At 34.4% G+C, this 19,065-nt stretch carries 19 protein-coding genes and 1 other RNA gene; 1 reads left to right on the forward strand and 19 read right to left on the reverse strand.

Features of this window, described 5'->3' with window-relative positions; translation table 11 throughout:
* Positions 1-20: 20 nt before the first annotated feature.
* A complete protein-coding gene (locus tag AC1RP4_RS02520) occupies positions 21-1,679 on the reverse strand; it encodes a formate--tetrahydrofolate ligase (RefSeq protein WP_481761307.1) in 1,659 nt (552 codons plus the stop codon).
* A 137-nt stretch (positions 1,680-1,816) separates the two neighbouring features.
* Between AC1RP4_RS02520 and AC1RP4_RS02525 the strand changes: the two genes are divergently transcribed.
* Positions 1,817-2,023: a cold shock domain-containing protein gene (locus AC1RP4_RS02525; protein WP_409022794.1), complete on the forward strand. Its 207-nt coding sequence runs from the start codon at positions 1,817-1,819 to the stop codon at positions 2,021-2,023.
* 62 nt (positions 2,024-2,085) lie between these two features.
* On the opposite strand, the gene purD is transcribed toward AC1RP4_RS02525, so the two are convergent.
* The 18 genes from purD to AC1RP4_RS02615 all read right to left on the reverse strand — a co-directional run bounded on the left by purD (position 2,086) and on the right by AC1RP4_RS02615 (position 19,001).
* On the reverse strand, positions 2,086-3,348 hold the full coding sequence (gene purD, locus AC1RP4_RS02530; protein ID WP_481761306.1) for a phosphoribosylamine--glycine ligase: 1,263 nt from the start codon (positions 3,346-3,348) through the stop codon (positions 2,086-2,088).
* 51 nt (positions 3,349-3,399) lie between these two features.
* A complete protein-coding gene (purH, locus tag AC1RP4_RS02535; RefSeq protein WP_481761305.1) occupies positions 3,400-4,938 on the reverse strand; it encodes a bifunctional phosphoribosylaminoimidazolecarboxamide formyltransferase/IMP cyclohydrolase in 1,539 nt (512 codons plus the stop codon).
* A 4-nt stretch (positions 4,939-4,942) separates the two neighbouring features.
* Positions 4,943-5,521: a phosphoribosylglycinamide formyltransferase gene (purN, locus tag AC1RP4_RS02540; RefSeq protein ID WP_481761304.1), complete on the reverse strand. Its 579-nt coding sequence runs from the start codon at positions 5,519-5,521 to the stop codon at positions 4,943-4,945.
* 1 nt (position 5,522) lies between these two features.
* Complete coding sequence (gene purM, locus AC1RP4_RS02545) at positions 5,523-6,557, reverse strand: phosphoribosylformylglycinamidine cyclo-ligase (RefSeq protein ID WP_481761303.1); 1,035 nt, start codon at positions 6,555-6,557, stop codon at positions 5,523-5,525.
* Positions 6,558-6,567: 10 nt separating this feature from the next.
* Positions 6,568-7,998: an amidophosphoribosyltransferase gene (purF, locus tag AC1RP4_RS02550; protein ID WP_481761302.1), complete on the reverse strand. Its 1,431-nt coding sequence runs from the start codon at positions 7,996-7,998 to the stop codon at positions 6,568-6,570.
* Positions 7,983-10,205: a phosphoribosylformylglycinamidine synthase subunit PurL gene (purL, locus tag AC1RP4_RS02555; protein ID WP_481761301.1), complete on the reverse strand. Its 2,223-nt coding sequence runs from the start codon at positions 10,203-10,205 to the stop codon at positions 7,983-7,985. Before purL ends, purF begins: the two co-directional genes overlap by 16 nt.
* 1 nt (position 10,206) lies before the next feature.
* Positions 10,207-10,881, reverse strand: coding sequence for a phosphoribosylformylglycinamidine synthase subunit PurQ (purQ, locus tag AC1RP4_RS02560; RefSeq protein ID WP_481761300.1), 675 nt, complete (start codon positions 10,879-10,881; stop codon positions 10,207-10,209).
* 2 nt (positions 10,882-10,883) lie between these two features.
* Positions 10,884-11,135: a phosphoribosylformylglycinamidine synthase subunit PurS gene (gene purS / locus AC1RP4_RS02565; protein WP_409022561.1), complete on the reverse strand. Its 252-nt coding sequence runs from the start codon at positions 11,133-11,135 to the stop codon at positions 10,884-10,886.
* Positions 11,135-11,854 (reverse strand): phosphoribosylaminoimidazolesuccinocarboxamide synthase, encoded by a 720-nt coding sequence (gene purC, locus AC1RP4_RS02570; protein WP_481761407.1) that lies wholly within the window; start codon positions 11,852-11,854, stop codon positions 11,135-11,137. The genes purS and purC overlap by 1 nt, the downstream gene beginning before the upstream one ends.
* Positions 11,855-12,054: 200 nt before the next feature.
* Complete coding sequence (gene purB / locus AC1RP4_RS02575; protein ID WP_481761299.1) at positions 12,055-13,350, reverse strand: adenylosuccinate lyase; 1,296 nt, start codon at positions 13,348-13,350, stop codon at positions 12,055-12,057.
* 15 nt (positions 13,351-13,365) lie between these two features.
* Entirely contained in the window at positions 13,366-14,487 is a 1,122-nt protein-coding gene (purK, locus tag AC1RP4_RS02580) for a 5-(carboxyamino)imidazole ribonucleotide synthase (protein WP_481761298.1), read from the reverse strand.
* Positions 14,480-14,965 carry a 5-(carboxyamino)imidazole ribonucleotide mutase gene (gene purE, locus AC1RP4_RS02585; protein WP_481761297.1) on the reverse strand — a complete coding sequence of 162 codons (486 nt, stop codon included), beginning with the start codon at positions 14,963-14,965 and terminating at the stop codon, positions 14,480-14,482. Before purE ends, purK begins: the two co-directional genes overlap by 8 nt.
* Before the next feature lie 175 nt (positions 14,966-15,140).
* Entirely contained in the window at positions 15,141-15,533 is a 393-nt protein-coding gene (locus AC1RP4_RS02590) for an EbsA family protein (RefSeq protein WP_481761296.1), read from the reverse strand.
* A 124-nt stretch (positions 15,534-15,657) separates the two neighbouring features.
* Positions 15,658-16,260, reverse strand: a complete 603-nt coding sequence (locus AC1RP4_RS02595) for a nitroreductase family protein (protein ID WP_481761295.1) — start codon at positions 16,258-16,260, stop codon at positions 15,658-15,660.
* Between the two features lie 141 nt (positions 16,261-16,401).
* Positions 16,402-17,538 (reverse strand): THUMP domain-containing class I SAM-dependent RNA methyltransferase, encoded by a 1,137-nt coding sequence (locus AC1RP4_RS02600; RefSeq protein ID WP_409022567.1) that lies wholly within the window; start codon positions 17,536-17,538, stop codon positions 16,402-16,404.
* A 91-nt stretch (positions 17,539-17,629) separates the two neighbouring features.
* Positions 17,630-17,993, reverse strand: an RNA gene (rnpB, locus tag AC1RP4_RS02605) — RNase P RNA component class B.
* A 33-nt stretch (positions 17,994-18,026) separates the two neighbouring features.
* Complete coding sequence (gene gpsB / locus AC1RP4_RS02610; RefSeq protein WP_481761294.1) at positions 18,027-18,368, reverse strand: cell division regulator GpsB; 342 nt, start codon at positions 18,366-18,368, stop codon at positions 18,027-18,029.
* A gap of 66 nt (positions 18,369-18,434) precedes the next feature.
* Complete coding sequence (locus tag AC1RP4_RS02615; RefSeq protein ID WP_481761293.1) at positions 18,435-19,001, reverse strand: SLOG family protein; 567 nt, start codon at positions 18,999-19,001, stop codon at positions 18,435-18,437.
* Between the last annotated feature and the right edge of the window lie 64 nt (positions 19,002-19,065).

Genomic DNA, 19,065 nt, shown 5'->3' on the forward strand with positions numbered 1-19,065 from the left:
TAAATCCTCTTAATTCTTAATTAATATAACCCTGAAATTAGGCCATTATCGTCAATATCCATATGATTTGCAGCTGGATCTTTAGGTAATCCAGGCATCGTTAGGACATTTCCAGTTAGTGCAACTAAGAAACGCGATCCTAATTTAGGATTAAATTCACGTATATGAATTGTAAATTCCGTAGGTGCTCCTAACAGTTTAGCATTATCTGACAATGAATACTGTGTTTTTGCCATACAAATAGGTAATTTATCCCATCCCAATTCTTTAAACTGACGTAATTGCTGTTTTGCTTTAGGTGCATATTCAACTTTAGCGCCACCATAAATCGTTTTAACAATTTTTTCAATTTTAGTTTCAGCAGAATCATCAGCCTCGTACAATGCTTTAAATTCATGAATCTCATTCGTTGTTTCAATCACCTTTTTTGCTAAATCAAGAGCACCGGCACCACCTTGTCCCCAAACATCTGCAGGTATAGCGGAAACACCAATTTCAGAGGTAAGTTCAATCAAAGTTTGGACTTCAAGATCTGTATCAGCAGTAAACTTGTTAATAGCAACAACAACTGGAATGCCATAACGCTGCATACTTTCAACATGCTTCTTTAAATTAACAAATCCTGCTTTTAAAGCAGCAACATTTTCAGTATTCAATTCAGTTTTAGCAACTCCGCCATGCATTTTCAAAGCGCGGATTGTAGCAACAAGAACAATTGTATCAGGTGTCTTACCTAAGATTGGTGTTTTGATATCAAGAAATTTTTCAGCACCTAAGTCAGCCCCAAATCCCGCTTCCGTAATTGCATAGTCGCCCAATTGTAAGGCAGTTTGTGTTGCAAGAACACTATTACAGCCATGTGCGATATTAGCAAAAGGTCCGCCGTGAATAATGGCAGGTGTATGCTCTAAAGTCTGAACTAAATTAGGTTTAATTGCATCTTTTAATAACAAACTAATTGCACCAGTTACACCTAAATCAGCAACTGTAATTGGTTTTTTATCTATATTGTATGCTACAACAATATCACTGATTCTTGATTTTAGATCTTTAATATCTTTTGACAAACACAAAATAGCCATTAATTCACTGGCAACTGTAATATCAAATCCATCTTCTCTAGGTATCCCTTGCATTGGGCCACCAAGGCCTACTACAACATGGCGTAATGCACGATCGTTAATATCAAGTACTCGTTTCCAAATGATACGTCTTTGATCAATTTTTAAATCGTTACCTTGCTGAATATGATTATCAATCAAAGCAGCAAGTGTATTATTTGCAGTTGTTAAAGCATGCATATCACCTGTAAAGTGTAAATTAATATCTTCCATTGGGACAACTTGAGAATAACCACCACCAGTTGCGCCACCCTTCATCCCCATAACAGGACCTAAAGAAGGTTCTCTGAGAGCAATCATAACTTTCTCATTCAAACGATGCATAGCATCCCCTAAACCAACTGTTACGGTTGATTTACCTTCTCCAGCTGGAGTGGGACTAATTGCTGTAACGAGAATTAACTTAGAATTTTTATTTTTAGGTAAATCTAAAGGTAAGTTTATTTTTGCCTTAAAATTACCATATGGTTCAATATCAGTTTTTTTCAAACCAATCTCGTTAGCTACTTCTTCGATTGGTTTCATCACGTTTTTTTGTGCAATTTCTATATCGTTCAAATTGATCATCCCTTCATATTAAGTTCTTTTAAGTATAACTGAGAAAACTGCGATTGTCATTAGTTGCACTACTGGTTAAAGTTACCTATACTGTAGAAGTACTTAAACTTTACGACCAATTTTGGGAGGCGTTTGATATGGAATCTGGCATTGTTGAATGGTTTAGCGCACAAAAAGGTTATGGATTCATTGCTTATGGTGATGAAAAAGAGATATTTGTCCATTATACCGCTATACAATCTGACGCATTTAAAGTACTTGGAACTGGTCAAAATGTAACATTTGAAATTAAAGAAGGTAGCCGTGGTTTACAGGCCGCAAATGTTTCAATTGTCACTAATTAATCTGTCATAAACTCATAAAACGTTCATGCTTACTTGTACTATAAGTAAACATGAACGTTTTTTTATTTTAGATTCGCCCTATAACCAATATCCATTCTGTAAAATGTTTTGTGTGCTTCAAAATCAGCAATTAACTGATAAAGTTTCTGTTGTGCATCTGCCATGTCTACGCCTGATTCATGCATAATATAAATGCGTCCACCTGCACTAACTAATTTCTTATCAACTAATTTTACACCTGCAAAATCAATTCTGTTGGAAAGTGACTTAAAGTCACTTAAATTGGGTAATGTAATATTTTTTTCAGGATTTTCTGGATACCCATCAGCGGCAATAACGACACCTAGAGTGATTCCCTCTGTTTCCCATTGTAAAGATGGACTTTCATGCTGCAATAATTTTGAAATAACTAATGCAAAATCCGTTTTTAATCTTGGTAATACGACTTCAGTTTCGGGGTCGCCAAACCGAACATTGTATTCAATTACTTTTGGACCGTCTTTAGTTAAAATTACTCCCACATATAAAATACCTGTGAATGGAATACCACGTTTCATCATTTCATCCGCTGTTGGCTGAACAATTTTTTCAATTGATTCCGTAACAACATCTTCTGAAATTTGTGGAACTGGACAATATGCGCCCATTCCGCCGGTATTAGGACCATTATCTCCCTCAAATGCCCGTTTATGGTCTTGAGAAATTGGCATCGGATAAACTTTATCTCGATCAATAAATGCCATCAATGAAAATTCTTCACCCTCAAGGTACTCTTCAATTAATACTTCTGTTGTATTAAATTGTTGTTGGACTAAAAATGAACGCAAAGCATCAGTTGCTTCTGATAGATCTTGAGCAATAATAACGCCCTTACCACCAGCTAATCCATTTGCTTTAATAACTATTGGGAATGATTGGTGCGTCATATAATCTAATGCAGTCTGGTAATCGGTAAATGTCTGATAGTTAGCTGTCGGGATATTGGCTGACGCCATAACTTGTTTCGCAAATTCCTTTGACCCCTCTAACTGGGCAGCGGCTTTTGAAGGCCCATATATAACTAGGTTTTCTTCACGAAAAAAATCAGTTATGCCATCTATCAGTGGAATTTCTGGTCCAACAAAAGTCCAATCAATGTCATTTTCACGGACAAAGGTTGTCATGCCAATCCAATTAGTGATATCAATACCCACAGATTTAATCCCGTTGTTATTCATCCCAGGGTTTCCGGGTAAACAGTAAACATCTGAGACAGTATCACTTTCAATAAATTTACGTGCGATGGCATGTTCACGTCCGCCAGAACCAATAACTAAAATTTTCATTATTTAAAATAATCCTTTCATAGGTTAAAAAGATAGACTCATTTTAACAATTTAATGTTTGAAATGACGACGGCCACTAAATACCATAGCAATATTTTTGCGATTAGCCATATCAATTGACTCTTGGTCTTTAATTGACCCTCCCGGTTGAATAATTGCCGTAATACCATGATCAGCAGCATATTCAACACTATCATCCATTGGGAAGTAAGCATCTGAAGCTAAGACAAATGGTTCTACCATCCCATGTTCTAGTGCTTGCTCTAACGCAATTTTAACCGATCCGACACGGTTCATTTGACCCGCACCAATTCCAAGTGTTTGATCCTTAGTTGCAATTACAATCGCATTACTCTTAACATGCTTCACAATTCTTTGAGCGAATAATATTGCTTCTTTTTCATCACTTGTTGGTAATTTTTCAGTTACCGTTTTTAATTCTTCCATTTGGTCAATGACTTGATCACGTTCTTGAACAAGTAAGCCACCCATCACTGAGACATATTCATATTTATCAGCTTGGTCCTTTTGACTGAAATCAATTGTCATAACACGAAGATTTTTCTTCTTAGCTAAAATATCATATGCAGCATCTGTGAAGTTTGGTGCGATAATAATTTCAAGGAATAAATGATGTAATTCAGTTGCTGTTTCTAAATCAACTTCACGATTTAAGGCAATAATGCCTCCGAAAATTGACGTTTTATCAGCATCAAATGCTTTTTTCCATGCAGCATTAATCGTTTCTCCAGTACCAACCCCACAAGGATTCATATGTTTCATCGCAACGACAGCAGGTTGCTTAAATTCTGAGACAACTTTTAAAGCAGCGTCGGCATCTTTAATATTGTTATACGATAACTCTTTACCATGTAATTGTTTAGCGGCAGCAATCGAAAAAGCATTTGGTAAAGCTGATTGATAGAAAGCCGCTTTTTGATGTGCATTTTCACCATAACGCATTCCTTGTTTGAAATCATATGTTAATGACAATTTTTCAGGAAATTCAATTTCTAATTCTTTTGTTAAATAAGATGATATTAAAGTATCATATGCAGCCGTGTGTCTAAACGCTTTAGCTGCTAATTGTCGACGAAACTGATTATCCATTTTATCATCATCGAGTTTATCTAAAACAGACGGATAATCAGCTTTATCGACAACAACATAAACAGATTCAAAATTTTTGGCAGCAGAACGCAACATTGAAGGCCCACCAATATCGATTTGCTCAATAGCTTCTGACTCAGTAATACCAGGTTTTTCAATCGTTTCTTTAAAGGGATATAAGTTTACACAAACTAAATCGATTAAGGCAATATGTTCTTCTTCTAATTTAGCCATATGAGCTGGATTGTCACGCCTTGCTAATAACCCACCATGAATCATTGGGTGTAATGTTTTAACTCGTCCATCAAGCATTTCTGGAAAGTGAGTCACATCTTCAATTCTAATTACAGCGATATCGGCATCCTTTAAAATATTAAACGTACCACCAGTTGAAATAATTTCAAATCCACGTTTGATTAATCCCTGAGCGAAGTCTGCAACACCAGTTTTATCAGATACACTTATCAAAGCTCTTTTCATCTTATTAATCTCCCTTTTTATTGTTTAATAAATTTAGAATCACCTTTGGATATAGTTGGTGTTCAACATCATGAATCTTACTTTCCAATTGTTCAAGTGTTTCATTTGGTAAAATAGGAATACTTTGTTGCGCTATAATTGGCCCCGTATCAACACCTTCGTCAATGTAGTGTATCGTCACACCAGTTACACTAACACCTGCCTTATACGCATCCTCAATTCCATGAATACCTGGAAAAAGGGGTAACATTGCGGGATGAATATTAATAATTTCCATCGGATACTTACTCAATAATGTACTTGTAATCACACGCATATAACCCGCCAATAAAATGGTGTCGATTTGATACTTAGCTAATTCATTAACAATCACTTGTTCATAATGACTACGATTTTCAAAGTCTTTAGGTTGAATAATAAAGGTTGGAATTCCTCTACGTGCTGCCTTTTTAATGACAGCCGCTTTTGGTCGATCACAAACTAAAACTTCAATTTCTAATCCTGCATCTTTTAATGCCTGATTATCTGCAATAAATTCAAAATTAGAACCGGTCCCTGATGCAAAAATTGCTACTTTGACCATTTTATTTACCTACCAATTCGACCGTTTGATCAGTATTTTTAATTTCTATACTGCCTATTTCATAAGCGTGTACAGTTTCTTTATTTAATTGTGTCAGCACCTGTTCAACGTTAGCTTTATCAACAGCCAAAACCATTCCAATACCCATATTAAAAATTTCATACATCTCTGAATGGGGTATCTCACCGTATCTAGAGATGGCATCAAAAATTGGTAGTACTGGCCATAATCCTAGATTAATTGTTGCTTTTAGCCCTTCTGGTAACATTCTTGGTATATTTTCAATAAAGCCACCACCTGTAATATGTGCTGCGCCTTTAATCAAATTATCTTGAAATAAAGGAATCAGATCATCTACATAAATTTTTGTTGGTGTCATTAATATTTCAGCAAGTGATTCATTAGGTATTTCTGGTAAAGCTTCATCTAAATTAAAAGCCATGTCTTCAAGAAATATCTTTCTAACAAGTGAGAATCCATTTGAATGAATACCGGTTGACGAAATTCCAATTAAAATGTCATTTTCTTGAATTGAATGACCATCTATTAATTGACTTTTTTCAACAACACCAACCGCAAATCCGGCCATATCATAATGTGTTTTTTGATACATCCCTGGCATTTCAGCTGTTTCACCACCAATAAGATTCATATGTGCTGTTTGACATCCTTTAATTACCCCAGAAATAATACTTTCAATTTTTTGAGGTTCAGTTTTGCCAGTCGCTAAGTAGTCCAAAAAGTATAGAGGCGTTGCACCCTGAGCAACAATGTCATTAACACACATAGCCACACAATCAATCCCAATTGTGTCATGTCGATTTGTTTCAAAGGCAACCATCAATTTGGTGCCAACGCCATCAGTACCTGAAACCATAAGTGGCTCTATAATACCTAATCGACTGAGATCAAAGAGTCCTCCAAATCCACCAACTGAACTTGTTTCATTTACCAGTGACATTTGTTTATTAATTCGATTAACGACGTCATACCCTGCATTCACATCAACACCCGATTTTTGATAAGCATTTACCATTTTGAAGTCCTCACTTTTCTGTCGTTAAGTTTGCTAAATACTCATCCTCGTAATCATATAATGGCGTTGGATAATCACCATTAAAGTAAGCCATACATAGTCCTGAATATGGGGCATCTAAATTCAAACCAATTGAAGCAATTAATCCAGCTTCACTTAGAAATGCTAATGAGTCTGCCCCAATAATAGCCTTCATTTCTTCAATTGATTTATTTGCGGCAATTAATTCAGATTGCTTTTGAATATCAATCCCATAAAAACAAGGGTATTTAAGAGGTGGTGACGCAATTCGCAAATGAACTTCAGCAGCTCCAGCTTCTTTTAACAATCTAACAATGTGTTTACTCGTTGTCCCCCGAACAATTGAATCATCGACTAAAATAATCTTTTTACCCTTAACCACGCTTTTAACAGCTGATAATTTCATTCGCACCCCTTGTTCTCTAAGTCTTTGGGTGGGTTGAATAAAGGTCCGGCCAATATATTGATTTTTAACTAATCCCATTTCATAAGGAATGCCACTTTCTTCTGCATAACCACTAGCTGCAGACAATGAGGAATTTGGTACACCAATAACCATATCTGCATCAATACCCGTTTCTCGTGCTAGTTTGCGACCCATTCTTTTACGAGCAGAATGGACATTAATCCCACAAATATCCGAATCCGGTCTTGCAAAATAAATATATTCCATTGAACAAATTGACATTTTAGTTTCAGTTGTATAAACGTCAATTGATAGCCCTTCGTCAGTAATAGTGACGATTTCACCAGGGTTCACATCGCGAACGAATTCTGCCCCAACAGAATCTAAAGCACAGGTTTCACTTGCAACGACGTAAGCACCATTTACCATTTGACCAATAGATAGTGGTCTAAATCCATTTGGATCAAGTGCCGCAATCATGTAGTTTGACGTCATTAATAAGTAAGCAAACCCACCATGTACTTGATTTAATGCGTCTTTAACCTGTTCATGCAAAGTGTCTTGTGATGAACGACGAATTAAGTGCATCAAAACCTCTGAATCCGAACTTGATTTGAAAATAGCCCCATCTTGCTCTAACTCATTTCTAAGCGTTACCGCATTAGTTAAATTACCATTATGGGCTAAGGCAAACTGTGTATCGTAAAAATCAAATAAAAATGGCTGAATGTTATCAATTCCGTTACTACCGGCCGTTGCATAACGTACATGTCCAATAGCTGCATTACCGGTTAATTTTTTTATTTTTTCAGGATTTCTAAAAACATCTGATAGTAATCCTAATCCTCTATAACCAATTAGTTTACCTTCATCATTTGATACAATTCCTGCACCTTCTTGGCCGCGATGTTGTAAACTATGCAGACCAAAATAGGTAATCTGATTTGCATCTTCATTTCCCCAAACACCAAAAACACCACATTCTTCATTTAAACTTCTTATTTCATTAGGCACGGAATTGCATCCTCCCAAACTTGTTTGGCTTCAGAAGTTGTAAGAGTTATCTTACTCCCTTTTGTCGTCACGTTAATTAATTGGTCTGCTGTAACACAGCCAATTTTTTCAGCAGTTTGATTCATTAAATTTTCAAAATCTGTCTTATTTTCTGATTTAATCGATAAAATGAATCGCGATTGTGATTCTGAGAAAAGTTGTGCATCTGTCATATTTACATTAATATCAATACCTAAATCGTTTTTAAATACGGATTCACTTAAAGCAACGGCTAGACCACCTTCAGATAAATCATGTGCACTTTCGACTAAACCAGATTCGATAGCTTCTAAAACAAACGCTTGGTTACTTTGTTCAGTCTTTAAATCAAAATGTTTAATATCTCCGGAAATCTCGTTAGTAGTCATTTTCTGAATTTCTGAACCATTAAAATCATTATAAGTTGTACCCACTAAATAAATTAAATCATTAGCATGTTTAAAATCTTGCGTTGTTATATTTTTAACATCTTTAATTAAACCAACCATTCCAATCATTGGCGTTGGATAAATGGCTTGTTCATTAAATTCATTATATAAAGAGACATTACCAGAAATAACAGGTGTATTAAATAAGTCACATGCTTCAGAAATACCGATAGCACTTTGATCAAATTCCCAAAAAATTTCTGGATTTTCAGGACGTCCATAATTTAAGCAATCTGTAATAGCGAGTGGTTGTCCACCAGATGCAACTATGTTACGCGCTGCTTCAGAAACAGCAATTTGACCACCAACCTTAGGATTCAAGTAAATATAACGCGCATTACAATCTGTTGTCATTGCGAGTGCCTTATTAGTTTCTCTAATTCGAATAACACCTGCATCACTACCAGGTCTAACCACTGTATTGACTTTAACTTGAGAATCGTACGTTTCGTACAATGATTTTTTGGATGCGATTGTTGGTTGTTGTAACAAATCTAACCAAGTTTGCTTCGTATTTTCTATTTCAGGTATAAAATCAGACTGCGCTTTAAATTTGCTGATTCTTGCAGGTTCTTTTTGTTCCTTATGATAGACTGGTGCATCACTTGCTAAAGAATCAACGGGAATATTAGCAACAATTTTTCCCTCATGTATTAAAACATAATCCGTATTTTCTGTTACATACCCGATATTAACGGCTTCTAAATCATATTTTTTAAATAAATTGATAACTTTAGTTTCAAATTCAGGTTTAATACAAAGAACCATCCGTTCTTGAGATTCAGATAACATCATTTCGTAAGCAGACATATTAGTTTCACGTTGTGGAACGTTATCTAAATCAAGTACCATCCCTGATTTAGCTTTCGAGGCCATTTCAGCAGTTGACGAAACTAATCCAGCAGCTCCCATATCTTGAATACCAACTAACCAGTCTGGATGATCTAGAATAAGTTCGAGACAAGCATCCATTAATAATTTTTCCATGAATGGATCACCAACTTGAACAGCTGAACGCTGTGTTTCTTTATCATCAGCAAATTCATCAGAAGCAAACGTTGCCCCATGAATACCATCACGACCCGTTTTAGCACCAACATAAATAACTAGATTTCCATCACCTTTTGCCTGGCCTTTTTGAATATTTTTATGATCAATCAGTCCAACACACATTGCATTTACTAGTGGGTTACCCTCATAACAAGGATCAAATCCTATTTCTCCACCAACAGTTGGAATACCAATACAGTTACCGTATCCTCCGATACCAGCTACAATTTCTGAAACAAGATACTTAGTGTGCTCATTATCTAGTTCACCGAAACGTAAACTGTCAAGAAGTGCAATAGGTGTTGCCCCCATTGAAAAAATATCTCTGATAATACCGCCGACACCTGTTGCGGCACCTTCATAGGGTTCAACAGCTGAGGGATGATTATGGCTTTCAGCTTTAAATACAACTGCTTTACCATCACCAATATCAATAACACCAGCACCTTCTCCAGGTCCTTGTAAAACTTGCGGCCCAGAATTTGGAAAATGTTTTAAAACGGGGCGGGAATTTTTGTAAGAACAATGCTCACTCCACATTACTGAAAATAAACCAGTTTCAGTATAGTTAGGTTGACGACTTAAAATATCATCTTTAATTAACTTATATTCTGAATCAGTTAATCCCCAATTTTGATATAATTTGGTATCTTCAATTATTTGTGCCGTCGGTTCTTGTTTTGTAACCAAATTAACCCACTCCCTCTGTGTATGTCGTTAACATCGATTTAAATAAATTTAGGCCGTCCGTTGAACCGAGCAATGCTTCAATAGCACGTTCTGGATGCGGCATCATACCAAGTACATTTCCACGCTCATTAATAATTCCAGCAATATTATCAATACTTCCATTTGGGTTATCTTGATATCTAAAAATAATTTGATTATTTTTCTTAAGAGAAGCTAATGTTTCATCATCACAATAATAATTACCCTCGCCATGAGCAATTGGTAATTCAATTGTCGTTTGCGTTTTATAATCAGTTGTAAAACGCGTTTGATTATTAACAATTTCCAAAGTAACTGGCTTACAAATAAATTTAATATTTTTATTTTGAATTAATGCACCTGGAAGTAGTTGCATTTCCGTTAACATTTGAAATCCATTACAGGTTCCAAACACTAGTTTACCTTCATCCGCAAAACGTCTCACTTCATTCATAATGGGTGATAAACTGGCAATTGCCCCACTTCTTAAGTAATCGCCGTATGAAAATCCACCTGGAAGTAATACACCATCAAAACCATCAAGAGATTCCTCTGTATACGACACAAACTCAGCTTGTTCATGTAAACCATCCCGAATAGCGTGAAGTAAATCATAATCACAATTTGAACCAGGAAATACAACAACTGCAAATTTCATGATTAAGCCTCCACTTTTTCAAGTTCGTAACGATATTGCTCCATATTTGGATTAGCTAATAATTTATCACAAATCGCATCAATTTTTTGGTCTATCTCTAATTCAGTTGCTTCAACCTTTAACACAAAATATTTACCAACTCGAACGTCACTAACACCTGAGAATCCTAATCGGTTAATCGCTTCATTAACAGCTTGACCTTGCGGATCTAAAACTGATTCTTTATATGTAACGTAAACTTTTACACTATACATTATTTGACCTCATTTCGATTTTTTAGTCGGTTTAAAACATCTTGATATACTGGAATAATGCTACCTTGGTTTTTTCTGAAAATATCCTTATCTAATGATTTATGTGTCTTCGAATCCCATAAACGTGCATTATCAGGTGAAAATTCATCTGCCAAAATAAGTTCCCCATGATACCGACCGAATTCAAGTTTAAAATCAATTAAATCAATATTGATGTCTTTAAATAATTTATACAGTAGCTGATTAATATGAAGGACTTGTTTCTTTATTTCGTCCATTTCTATTTTAGTCGCAAAATTTAACGCAAAAATTTGTGACTCATTTATTCCAGGATCGTCTAGAGCATCATTCTTATAATAGTATTCAATAACAGGAACTGTTAATTTAGTTCCTTCAACTTGATCAAATTTACGAGCAAAACTACCTGCAATAGTATTTCGTAAAACAACTTCAATTGGAATTATTTCAACTTTTTTAACTAATTGTTCGGTTTTAGAAACATCTTCAATGAAATGTGTTTTAATACCGTTTGCCATTAAATAAGAAAAAATAATATCAGATATTTGATGGCTTAATAATCCCTTACCTAATATTTCTTCTTTCCGTTTACCATTAAGTGCGGTAGCTTGGTTTTTGTATACCATTCTTAATACTTCTTCATCATTAGTTTGATAAACATCTTTAGCTTTTCCTTCGTAAATCAATTGATCCAAGCGAATAGCCCCCTTAAGAATAAAAACATATAAAAATATACTTTTTAACTAAATAGTTCGTTCTTTACAAATATAGTTTAACAATTACTATATAATTTATCAAGGTAAAATACGATTATTTTTATATTTTTTTAATTTAAAGTTCGTATTATGGCAAACAAAAAACCATAAAGCTATTAAAATAACTTTATGGTTTACATATTTCTTTAAATGAGACCAATTCGTTCGAAAATAGCATCAACATTTCTAATATGATAATGATAATCAAAAGCATCATCTAAGTCTGCTTGAGTTAATGCAGACATTATTTGTTCATCTGCTTCTAATAAGGGACGGAACTGTATTTGTTGATCCCAAGAGATTGCCGTCTTAGGTTGAATTAAATCATATGCAGCCTCTCTAGACATGCCACTATCAATTAATTTAAGTAAAACTCTTTGGCTGTAAATAAGACCAAAAGTACGGTCCATATTTTTTTTCATATTTTCCGGAAATACTGTTAATTCTTTAACTATTTTTGTAAAGCGACGTAGCATGTAATCTAATAAAATAGTTGTATCGGGTAATATAATACGTTCTGCAGAGCTATGTGAAATATCTCGTTCATGCCATAATGTAACATCTTCGAAGGCAGTGACCATATGTCCTCGAATGACACGCGCTAACCCTGTAATATTTTCTGAACCAATTGGATTACGTTTATGTGGCATAGCTGATGAACCTTTTTGGCCTTTAGCGAAATATTCTTCAACTTCTCGTGTCTCACTTTTTTGTAATCCACGAATTTCTGTTGCCATTTTTTCAATCGATGTTGCAAGAAGAGCCATCTCAGAAACATAATTAGCATGTAAATCTCGTGGTAAGACTTGTGTCGATATTTCTTGAGGTCTAATTCCAAGATGCTCACAAACATAAGTTTCCACAAACATTGGGATATTGGCAAATGTTCCTACAGCACCACTAATTTTTCCAGCTTCAACATCTAATGCTGCATCATTAAAACGAATTTGATGACGTTTCATTTCAGAATACCACAATGCAATTTTCAATCCAAATGTTGTTGGTTCAGCATGTACACCGTGTGTTCTACCCATCATAACAGTATCTTTATATTCAACTGCTTTATCAGCTAAAACAGCCATAAATTCTTCAATATCCTTACGCAAAATTTCATTAGCCTGTTTTAAAATAGATCCATACGCTGTATCAACTACATCTGTAGAAGTTAATCCATAATGAACCCACTTACGTTCTTCCCCTAGAGATTCTGAGACAGCTCTTGTAAAGGCAACGACATCATGCTTTGTTTCTTGTTCAATTTCTAAAATACGATCAATATCAAAACTAGCATTTTTACGAATTTTTTCAGCGTCTTCTGCTGGAACATGGCCTAGTTCAACCCAAGCCTCACTAGCTAATGTTTCAACTTCTAACCAAGCTTTATATTTATTTTCATCTGACCATATGGCACCCATCTCAGCATTTGTATAACGATCAATCATTTTTATCTTCCTCTCTTAATCCCAAATTTTCGTTTGATATACATCAATTTTAGCTTGCTCAATATTATCGGTTAATATCGTTACATGACCCATCTTACGATCTTGTTTTGCTTCATTTTTACCATAAAAATGAAACCGCCATTGACCTTCATTTTGAATTTCATTTAATACTGACTGGACATGTTGTCCCAAAATATTAATCATAATAGCATGACTTAACAACTGTGGTTTTAACATTGGTAAATTACAAATTCCTCTAATATGCGCTTCAAATTGTGATAAGGAACAGGCCTCAATTGTTAAATGTCCGGAATTATGTGGTCTAGGTGCAATTTCATTAACATAAACGCCACCTGAATCTGAAACAAAAAATTCAATCCCCATTGTTCCAACAGACAAACAATCATCAGCAATTTGACTTGCAATAATTTCAACTTCTTTTCTTGTCTCAATCGATAAACGACTCGGACAAGAACTCTCATGTAAAATATTATGACGATGTTGATTTTCGATAATCGGAAAAATACTTTGTTGGCCTAATTCATTTCTAGCAATGATAACGGAAACTTCACGATCAAACTGAACAAAGCCTTCTAACACGCATGTTCTATTTTGAATCAATTTTCCCGCTTCAATCAAATCAGCACTTGTCTTTAAAATAACTTGTCCTTTACCATCATATCCGCCACGAATCGTTTTTAAAATTGATGGGTACCCAGTTATTTTAATGGCATTTTCTAAATCATCAAAACTTTGTATTAATTTAAATGGTGCGATTGGATAATTATGAGCTTCCAAAAATTGTTTCTCACTAATTCTATCTTGTGAAATACGCAGTGCAGTCGACCCTTGTGGAACATAGCAATATTGCTTTGCTGCATCAATCGTATCAGCATCTACATTTTCAAACTCAAACGTTAGTACATCACACATTTTTGCAAGATTTAAAATAGCAATCTCATCGTCATAATCTGCAATCACTTGTTTGTCCGCAACCTGAGCAGCTGGGCAATCTTTTTGCGGATCTAATATAATCACACGATAACCCATTTCTTTTGCAGACGTTGTCATCATTTGTCCTAGCTGACCACCACCAATAATACCAATTGTTTGTCCTGGTAATATCCTTTTAATCAAGTAAATCACTACTTTCCAAAGATTTTTGATGGAGTGATAATTGATATGACTTTAAATTATCTTTTATAGTTGAATCACTTAAGGCACAAATTTTTGCGGCAAAGATGCCGGCATTTGTTGCACCTGCTTTACCAATTGCCATAGTTGCTACGGGTGTTCCCGCAGGCATCTGAACAATTGACAGTAAAGAGTCTATTCCATTTAGCGCATGGGACTGCACCGGAACGCCTACTACAGGGATGACGGTTGAAGCTGCAATCATTCCTGGTAAATGTGCGGCACCACCCGCACCAGCAATAATAACTTCATACCCATTTTTATCCGCACTTTCTGCAAATTTAATCATTTCTATTGGCATTCGATGTGCCGAAATAACTTTTTTATCATACTCAATATCAAGTTCATCTAATAAATTAGCCGTAAATTTCATTGTGGTCCAGTCGGAAATCGATCCCATTACAATTGCTATCTTTGCCATTCGATTACCTCCAAATTTAATAAACCTATTCTATCAACAACTCAGCGTTGTGTCAAAGCAAAAAAAGGACGAAATTAAAAAATTAATAAAAATAGTTCGTATTTTAATGGATATTCAAGCTATTTCTCTTTTTAATATTTCTTTTTTATAAAAAAATAAATGACACCTATTGGCATCATTTATTTCCCTTTTTAAGGTCCGTGTATAATTGTAACTTGCTTCTAGAATTCAAAACAACTGACTTTTTACTATTGGCTAAATAAAAAGATAGTCCAAATCTTCTTAATTTAACTTGTTTTATTGCGGAAATTTCAATTATTTCATTATGTTTTCGAATAACCTTAGTTAACTTAATATTTTTGTCGTCAACTATTAATTTACGATTCAAGATTTGAACAATTGATACAATAAGAAAAAGTATAAATAAAACAATTGTCCAAATTTGTAATGTTGTTATCTCTAACCATAATAATAAACTACCTAAAAATAAGCAGAACGTCCATGACCATAAAATAACCGTTTTAGCTAGCTCGGGTTGATAAAAATATGTTTTTTGATATTTTTTCATGCTTATGATCTCCTCTAACACAATAAAATTATTCTTCTATATTTAAAGCTTAACATAATTGATCAGATATTCTATATTTTTCCATAAAAAAAGATGAAACCTTAAGTTTCATCTTTTTGAACTATTATTTAATAACTAAGAATCTGTCATCATCTAACATGAAATCTTTATCTCCTGCCGCTGCTTCAATTGAACCAAATGGCATTTGTGCACGTAATTCCCAGTTTCCAGGGATATTAAACGCATTTTTAATTTCAGTATCAATAAGTGGATTATAATGTTGTAAACTTGCGCCAATACCATTTTCAGCTAATACTGTCCAAACACTTTGTTGAGCACCGCCCAAACCTTGTTCTGCCCAAACTCTGAAGTTATCAGCGTATAAAGCAAAATCTTTTTCATTTTGAGCAACAACATCAGTATCTATAAAGTATAATATTGTTCCAAATCCAGCACGGAATGTTGCAATCTTTTCTTGAGTTTTCTTATATGCTTCAGCATTAGGAACCTCAGATTTAAGACGTTTTTCAACGATATCCCAAACCATGTCTGAATTTTTACCATATAAAATTGCTGCTCTAATTGTTTGATTATTGAATGATGTTGGTGATTTCTTTATAGCATCCTCGATAACACCAGTAATTTCATCAGGTGTTTGACTTACTTTATCCCCTAAAGCGTAAATTGAACGACGTTGTTCCATAAGATCTAATAATTGAGTTTTCATAATTAATTTCCCCTTCTCTATTTGAATAAACTTAGTATATCACTTACTATTAATAAGTAAAGAGATAACACTTATTTTTTTTATCTTAAATAAAAAAAGCTACCTAATCGTTGATTAGATAGCTTTTAAACTTATTATTTATTATGCTCTTGGTTTACGTTTACCCCAATATTGGAAATAATCCGTTCTCAATGAGCCATTATATAGCTTACGTTTTTTAGATGCTCTTGAACCATAATATTCTTCAAAAGTTAAGTCACTTGTTAAGATATATTTACTCCAAGTAGGCATTTGTTTATAAACAACACCCATCTGTTTGTATAAAACACGTACAGATTCAGTATCGCTCAATCGTTCACCGTATGGTGGGTTAGCGACTAAAACACCATTTTCTTTTTCTGTTGTAAAATCTTTTGCAGCAAGTTGCTTGAATTCAATACTATCCAAGACGCCAGCTTCAGCGGCATTCTTTTTAGCAATTTCAATCATGCCAGCATCAATATCATAACCTGCTATATCTAATACTACATCAAGATTTGCTTCACCTTTTGCTTTTTCTCTTAAACGATCAAATAGTCCTTTTTCAACAAAATCCCAATCTTCGAATACAAAATAACGACCGATACCAGGTGCAATATTATGTCCCATTAATGCAGCTTCAATTGGGATTGTTCCTGAACCACATACTGGATCAACAAAAGGTTTTTCTGGATACCAATTAGTTAACATAACTAACGCAGCTGCCATATTTTCTTTTAAAGGAGCATAACCCTTTTCAACACGATAACCACGTTTAAATAAACTGCTACCCGTTGTATCAAGTGTCAATAAGACGTTATCTTTATTAATAGCAACTTCCAATGGATATTTTGAACCCGTCTCTGGTAAGCGTGTTGTACGGTGATAGACATCACTTAATTGATCAACAATTGCTTTTTTCACGATTGCTTGGGCATCTGGAACACTATAGAGTGTTGATTTTTGAGATTTTCCTTGAACAGGGAATTCCGCATCTAATGGTAAAAACTTATCCCAAGAGATTGCTTTTGTTTGTTCAAATAAATCGTCAAAAGTCGTAGCCGTAAACTCACCAACAATGATTTTAACGCGATCTGCGGTTCTCAACCATAGGTTTGTATTAATAACATCTTCCATTGTTCCTTCGAAGCGGACACGACTATTTTCTACTTGAACATCATAACCCATATGTTTAAGTTCGTTTCCAACAATTGACTCAATACCGCTAGCTGCGGTTGCCAATAATTTAAAAGTTTCCATTTTGCACCTTCACTATAATTTAATTTTTTTAATAAAAAAACTAGGATAAAAGAAAATTCTTCATCCTAGTTCATCCTGAAATCATGTAAATTTCTATAAGCCATGTTTTGTACGTCATCCATCTCAGGCGATGAAATCAGTGGTAATCATCTATCTCCAGATATTATCTGCCCCCATGATTTGTTCATTTCCGTCATGAAGCGCCCCTACCAAAGTTTGGGTTGCCTACTCGTGGGGTTTACCGCGTTCCAGCAATACCGTTTCCAATATTGTATCGTCTCTGTGGCACTTTACAGATTACTTTGACATAGCCGAAGCCTTAGTCATTTTATCCGCCGTTACCCGAAGGTACCTTGGCTTATTTTTTCACCAAGCACGAACACTACAAGCATCTCAGCTTGTGCAAGCATGGACTTTCCTCAGCCTAACTTAATAGACCGCAATTACCCGAAATTTACACTGAATCTATATTACATCATTCAATTAATTTAAAATTGATTTCTAGAATTTTCATTCTCATCTAACTGTGCACCAAACACACGACGTTCCAAATTAGATAATCGTTTAAGAATATCCATATTTGAAGTTGTAGATGTTGTTTGGGTCGTCTGTGAACTTTTACCAACAGTAACCTGTTTTGTAAGTTCGTCGACTTGAGCAATTAAACGATCATTTTCTTCTTGAAGTTTTTTGACTTTCTTATCAAAGGTTTCATAATCTTTAATAACATCGTCAAGAAATTCGTCAACTTCTTTAGAATCATATCCACGCATTTTTGTTTCAAAATGTTTTTGTAAGATATCTTTAGGTACAAAATTAACATCCGTCATATTCGTACACCTCATCACTAATTTCTCATAAATAATGTTAATACCTGTTTATTATAGCAGAATTATTTAATAATTCAAATGATTATTTTGTTCCTCTTCCATTTCGTTTGCAATATCTTCTAATTCCATAAAATCTATCATACGTAATGCATAGTTTTTCACTTCTTTAGTTTGCTTTATTTTTAATAAATCAAATTTTGTTTTGCCTTCATTTTCTGAATCATAAAGTAATAACGCGCCATCTGTGTGTTCTATCATAAAAGTTTGATAATTTTTTAATTGCTGTGGCGACTGATAGGTATCCTTACTAACATAATCAGAAAAATCTACATCATTTAATATTTGATTTAAAACTAATTTTTTATCATCTTTCCAATTATTACCAAACTCTTTGAATGGTAGCATAACTGATACCTTGAAATCAGGATATTCATTTTGTATATCTAGGCAAATTTGTGCCGTCCATTGCTCAACACCAAGCTGAGGGCCAGTTATAACCCACTTCAATCCATTTTCTATTTCATTAATAATATTTTTTTTAATTGCGCTTTTAATGATTTTTATTTTAAGATCATTTTCATTAAAAATACCTAATTCGTATGTTCTATAACCAGTCACCCATAAACGCTTCATAATTGATTAAATATTCCTTTCTTATATTAAGAATATGTTACCAAATCCTTTAAAGCTATTAAAT

This window comes from Dellaglioa sp. CoH-56-MRSF-10 (assembly GCF_056782175.1).

What these genes read in the sequence shown, in the direction of transcription:
- purQ (WP_481761300.1), bottom strand. Translation starts at nt 10,881, where the DNA reads ATGAAATTTGCAGTTGTTGTATTTCCTGGTTCAAATTGTGATTATGAT.
- AC1RP4_RS02615 (WP_481761293.1), bottom strand. Translation starts at nt 19,001, where the DNA reads ATGAAGCGTTTATGGGTGACTGGTTATAGAACATACGAATTAGGTATT.
- AC1RP4_RS02590 (WP_481761296.1), bottom strand. Translation starts at nt 15,533, where the DNA reads ATGAAAAAATATCAAAAAACATATTTTTATCAACCCGAGCTAGCTAAA.
- gpsB (WP_481761294.1), bottom strand. Translation starts at nt 18,368, where the DNA reads ATGACGGATGTTAATTTTGTACCTAAAGATATCTTACAAAAACATTTT.
- AC1RP4_RS02525 (WP_409022794.1), top strand. Translation starts at nt 1,817, where the DNA reads ATGGAATCTGGCATTGTTGAATGGTTTAGCGCACAAAAAGGTTATGGA.
- AC1RP4_RS02595 (WP_481761295.1), bottom strand. Translation starts at nt 16,260, where the DNA reads ATGAAAACTCAATTATTAGATCTTATGGAACAACGTCGTTCAATTTAC.
- purB (WP_481761299.1), bottom strand. Translation starts at nt 13,350, where the DNA reads ATGATTGATCGTTATACAAATGCTGAGATGGGTGCCATATGGTCAGAT.
- AC1RP4_RS02600 (WP_409022567.1), bottom strand. Translation starts at nt 17,538, where the DNA reads ATGGAAACTTTTAAATTATTGGCAACCGCAGCTAGCGGTATTGAGTCA.
- purH (WP_481761305.1), bottom strand. Translation starts at nt 4,938, where the DNA reads ATGAAAAGAGCTTTGATAAGTGTATCTGATAAAACTGGTGTTGCAGAC.
- purN (WP_481761304.1), bottom strand. Translation starts at nt 5,521, where the DNA reads ATGGTCAAAGTAGCAATTTTTGCATCAGGGACCGGTTCTAATTTTGAA.
- purD (WP_481761306.1), bottom strand. Translation starts at nt 3,348, where the DNA reads ATGAAAATTTTAGTTATTGGTTCTGGCGGACGTGAACATGCCATCGCA.
- purM (WP_481761303.1), bottom strand. Translation starts at nt 6,557, where the DNA reads ATGGTAAATGCTTATCAAAAATCGGGTGTTGATGTGAATGCAGGGTAT.
- purS (WP_409022561.1), bottom strand. Translation starts at nt 11,135, where the DNA reads ATGTATAGTGTAAAAGTTTACGTTACATATAAAGAATCAGTTTTAGAT.
- purE (WP_481761297.1), bottom strand. Translation starts at nt 14,965, where the DNA reads ATGGCAAAGATAGCAATTGTAATGGGATCGATTTCCGACTGGACCACA.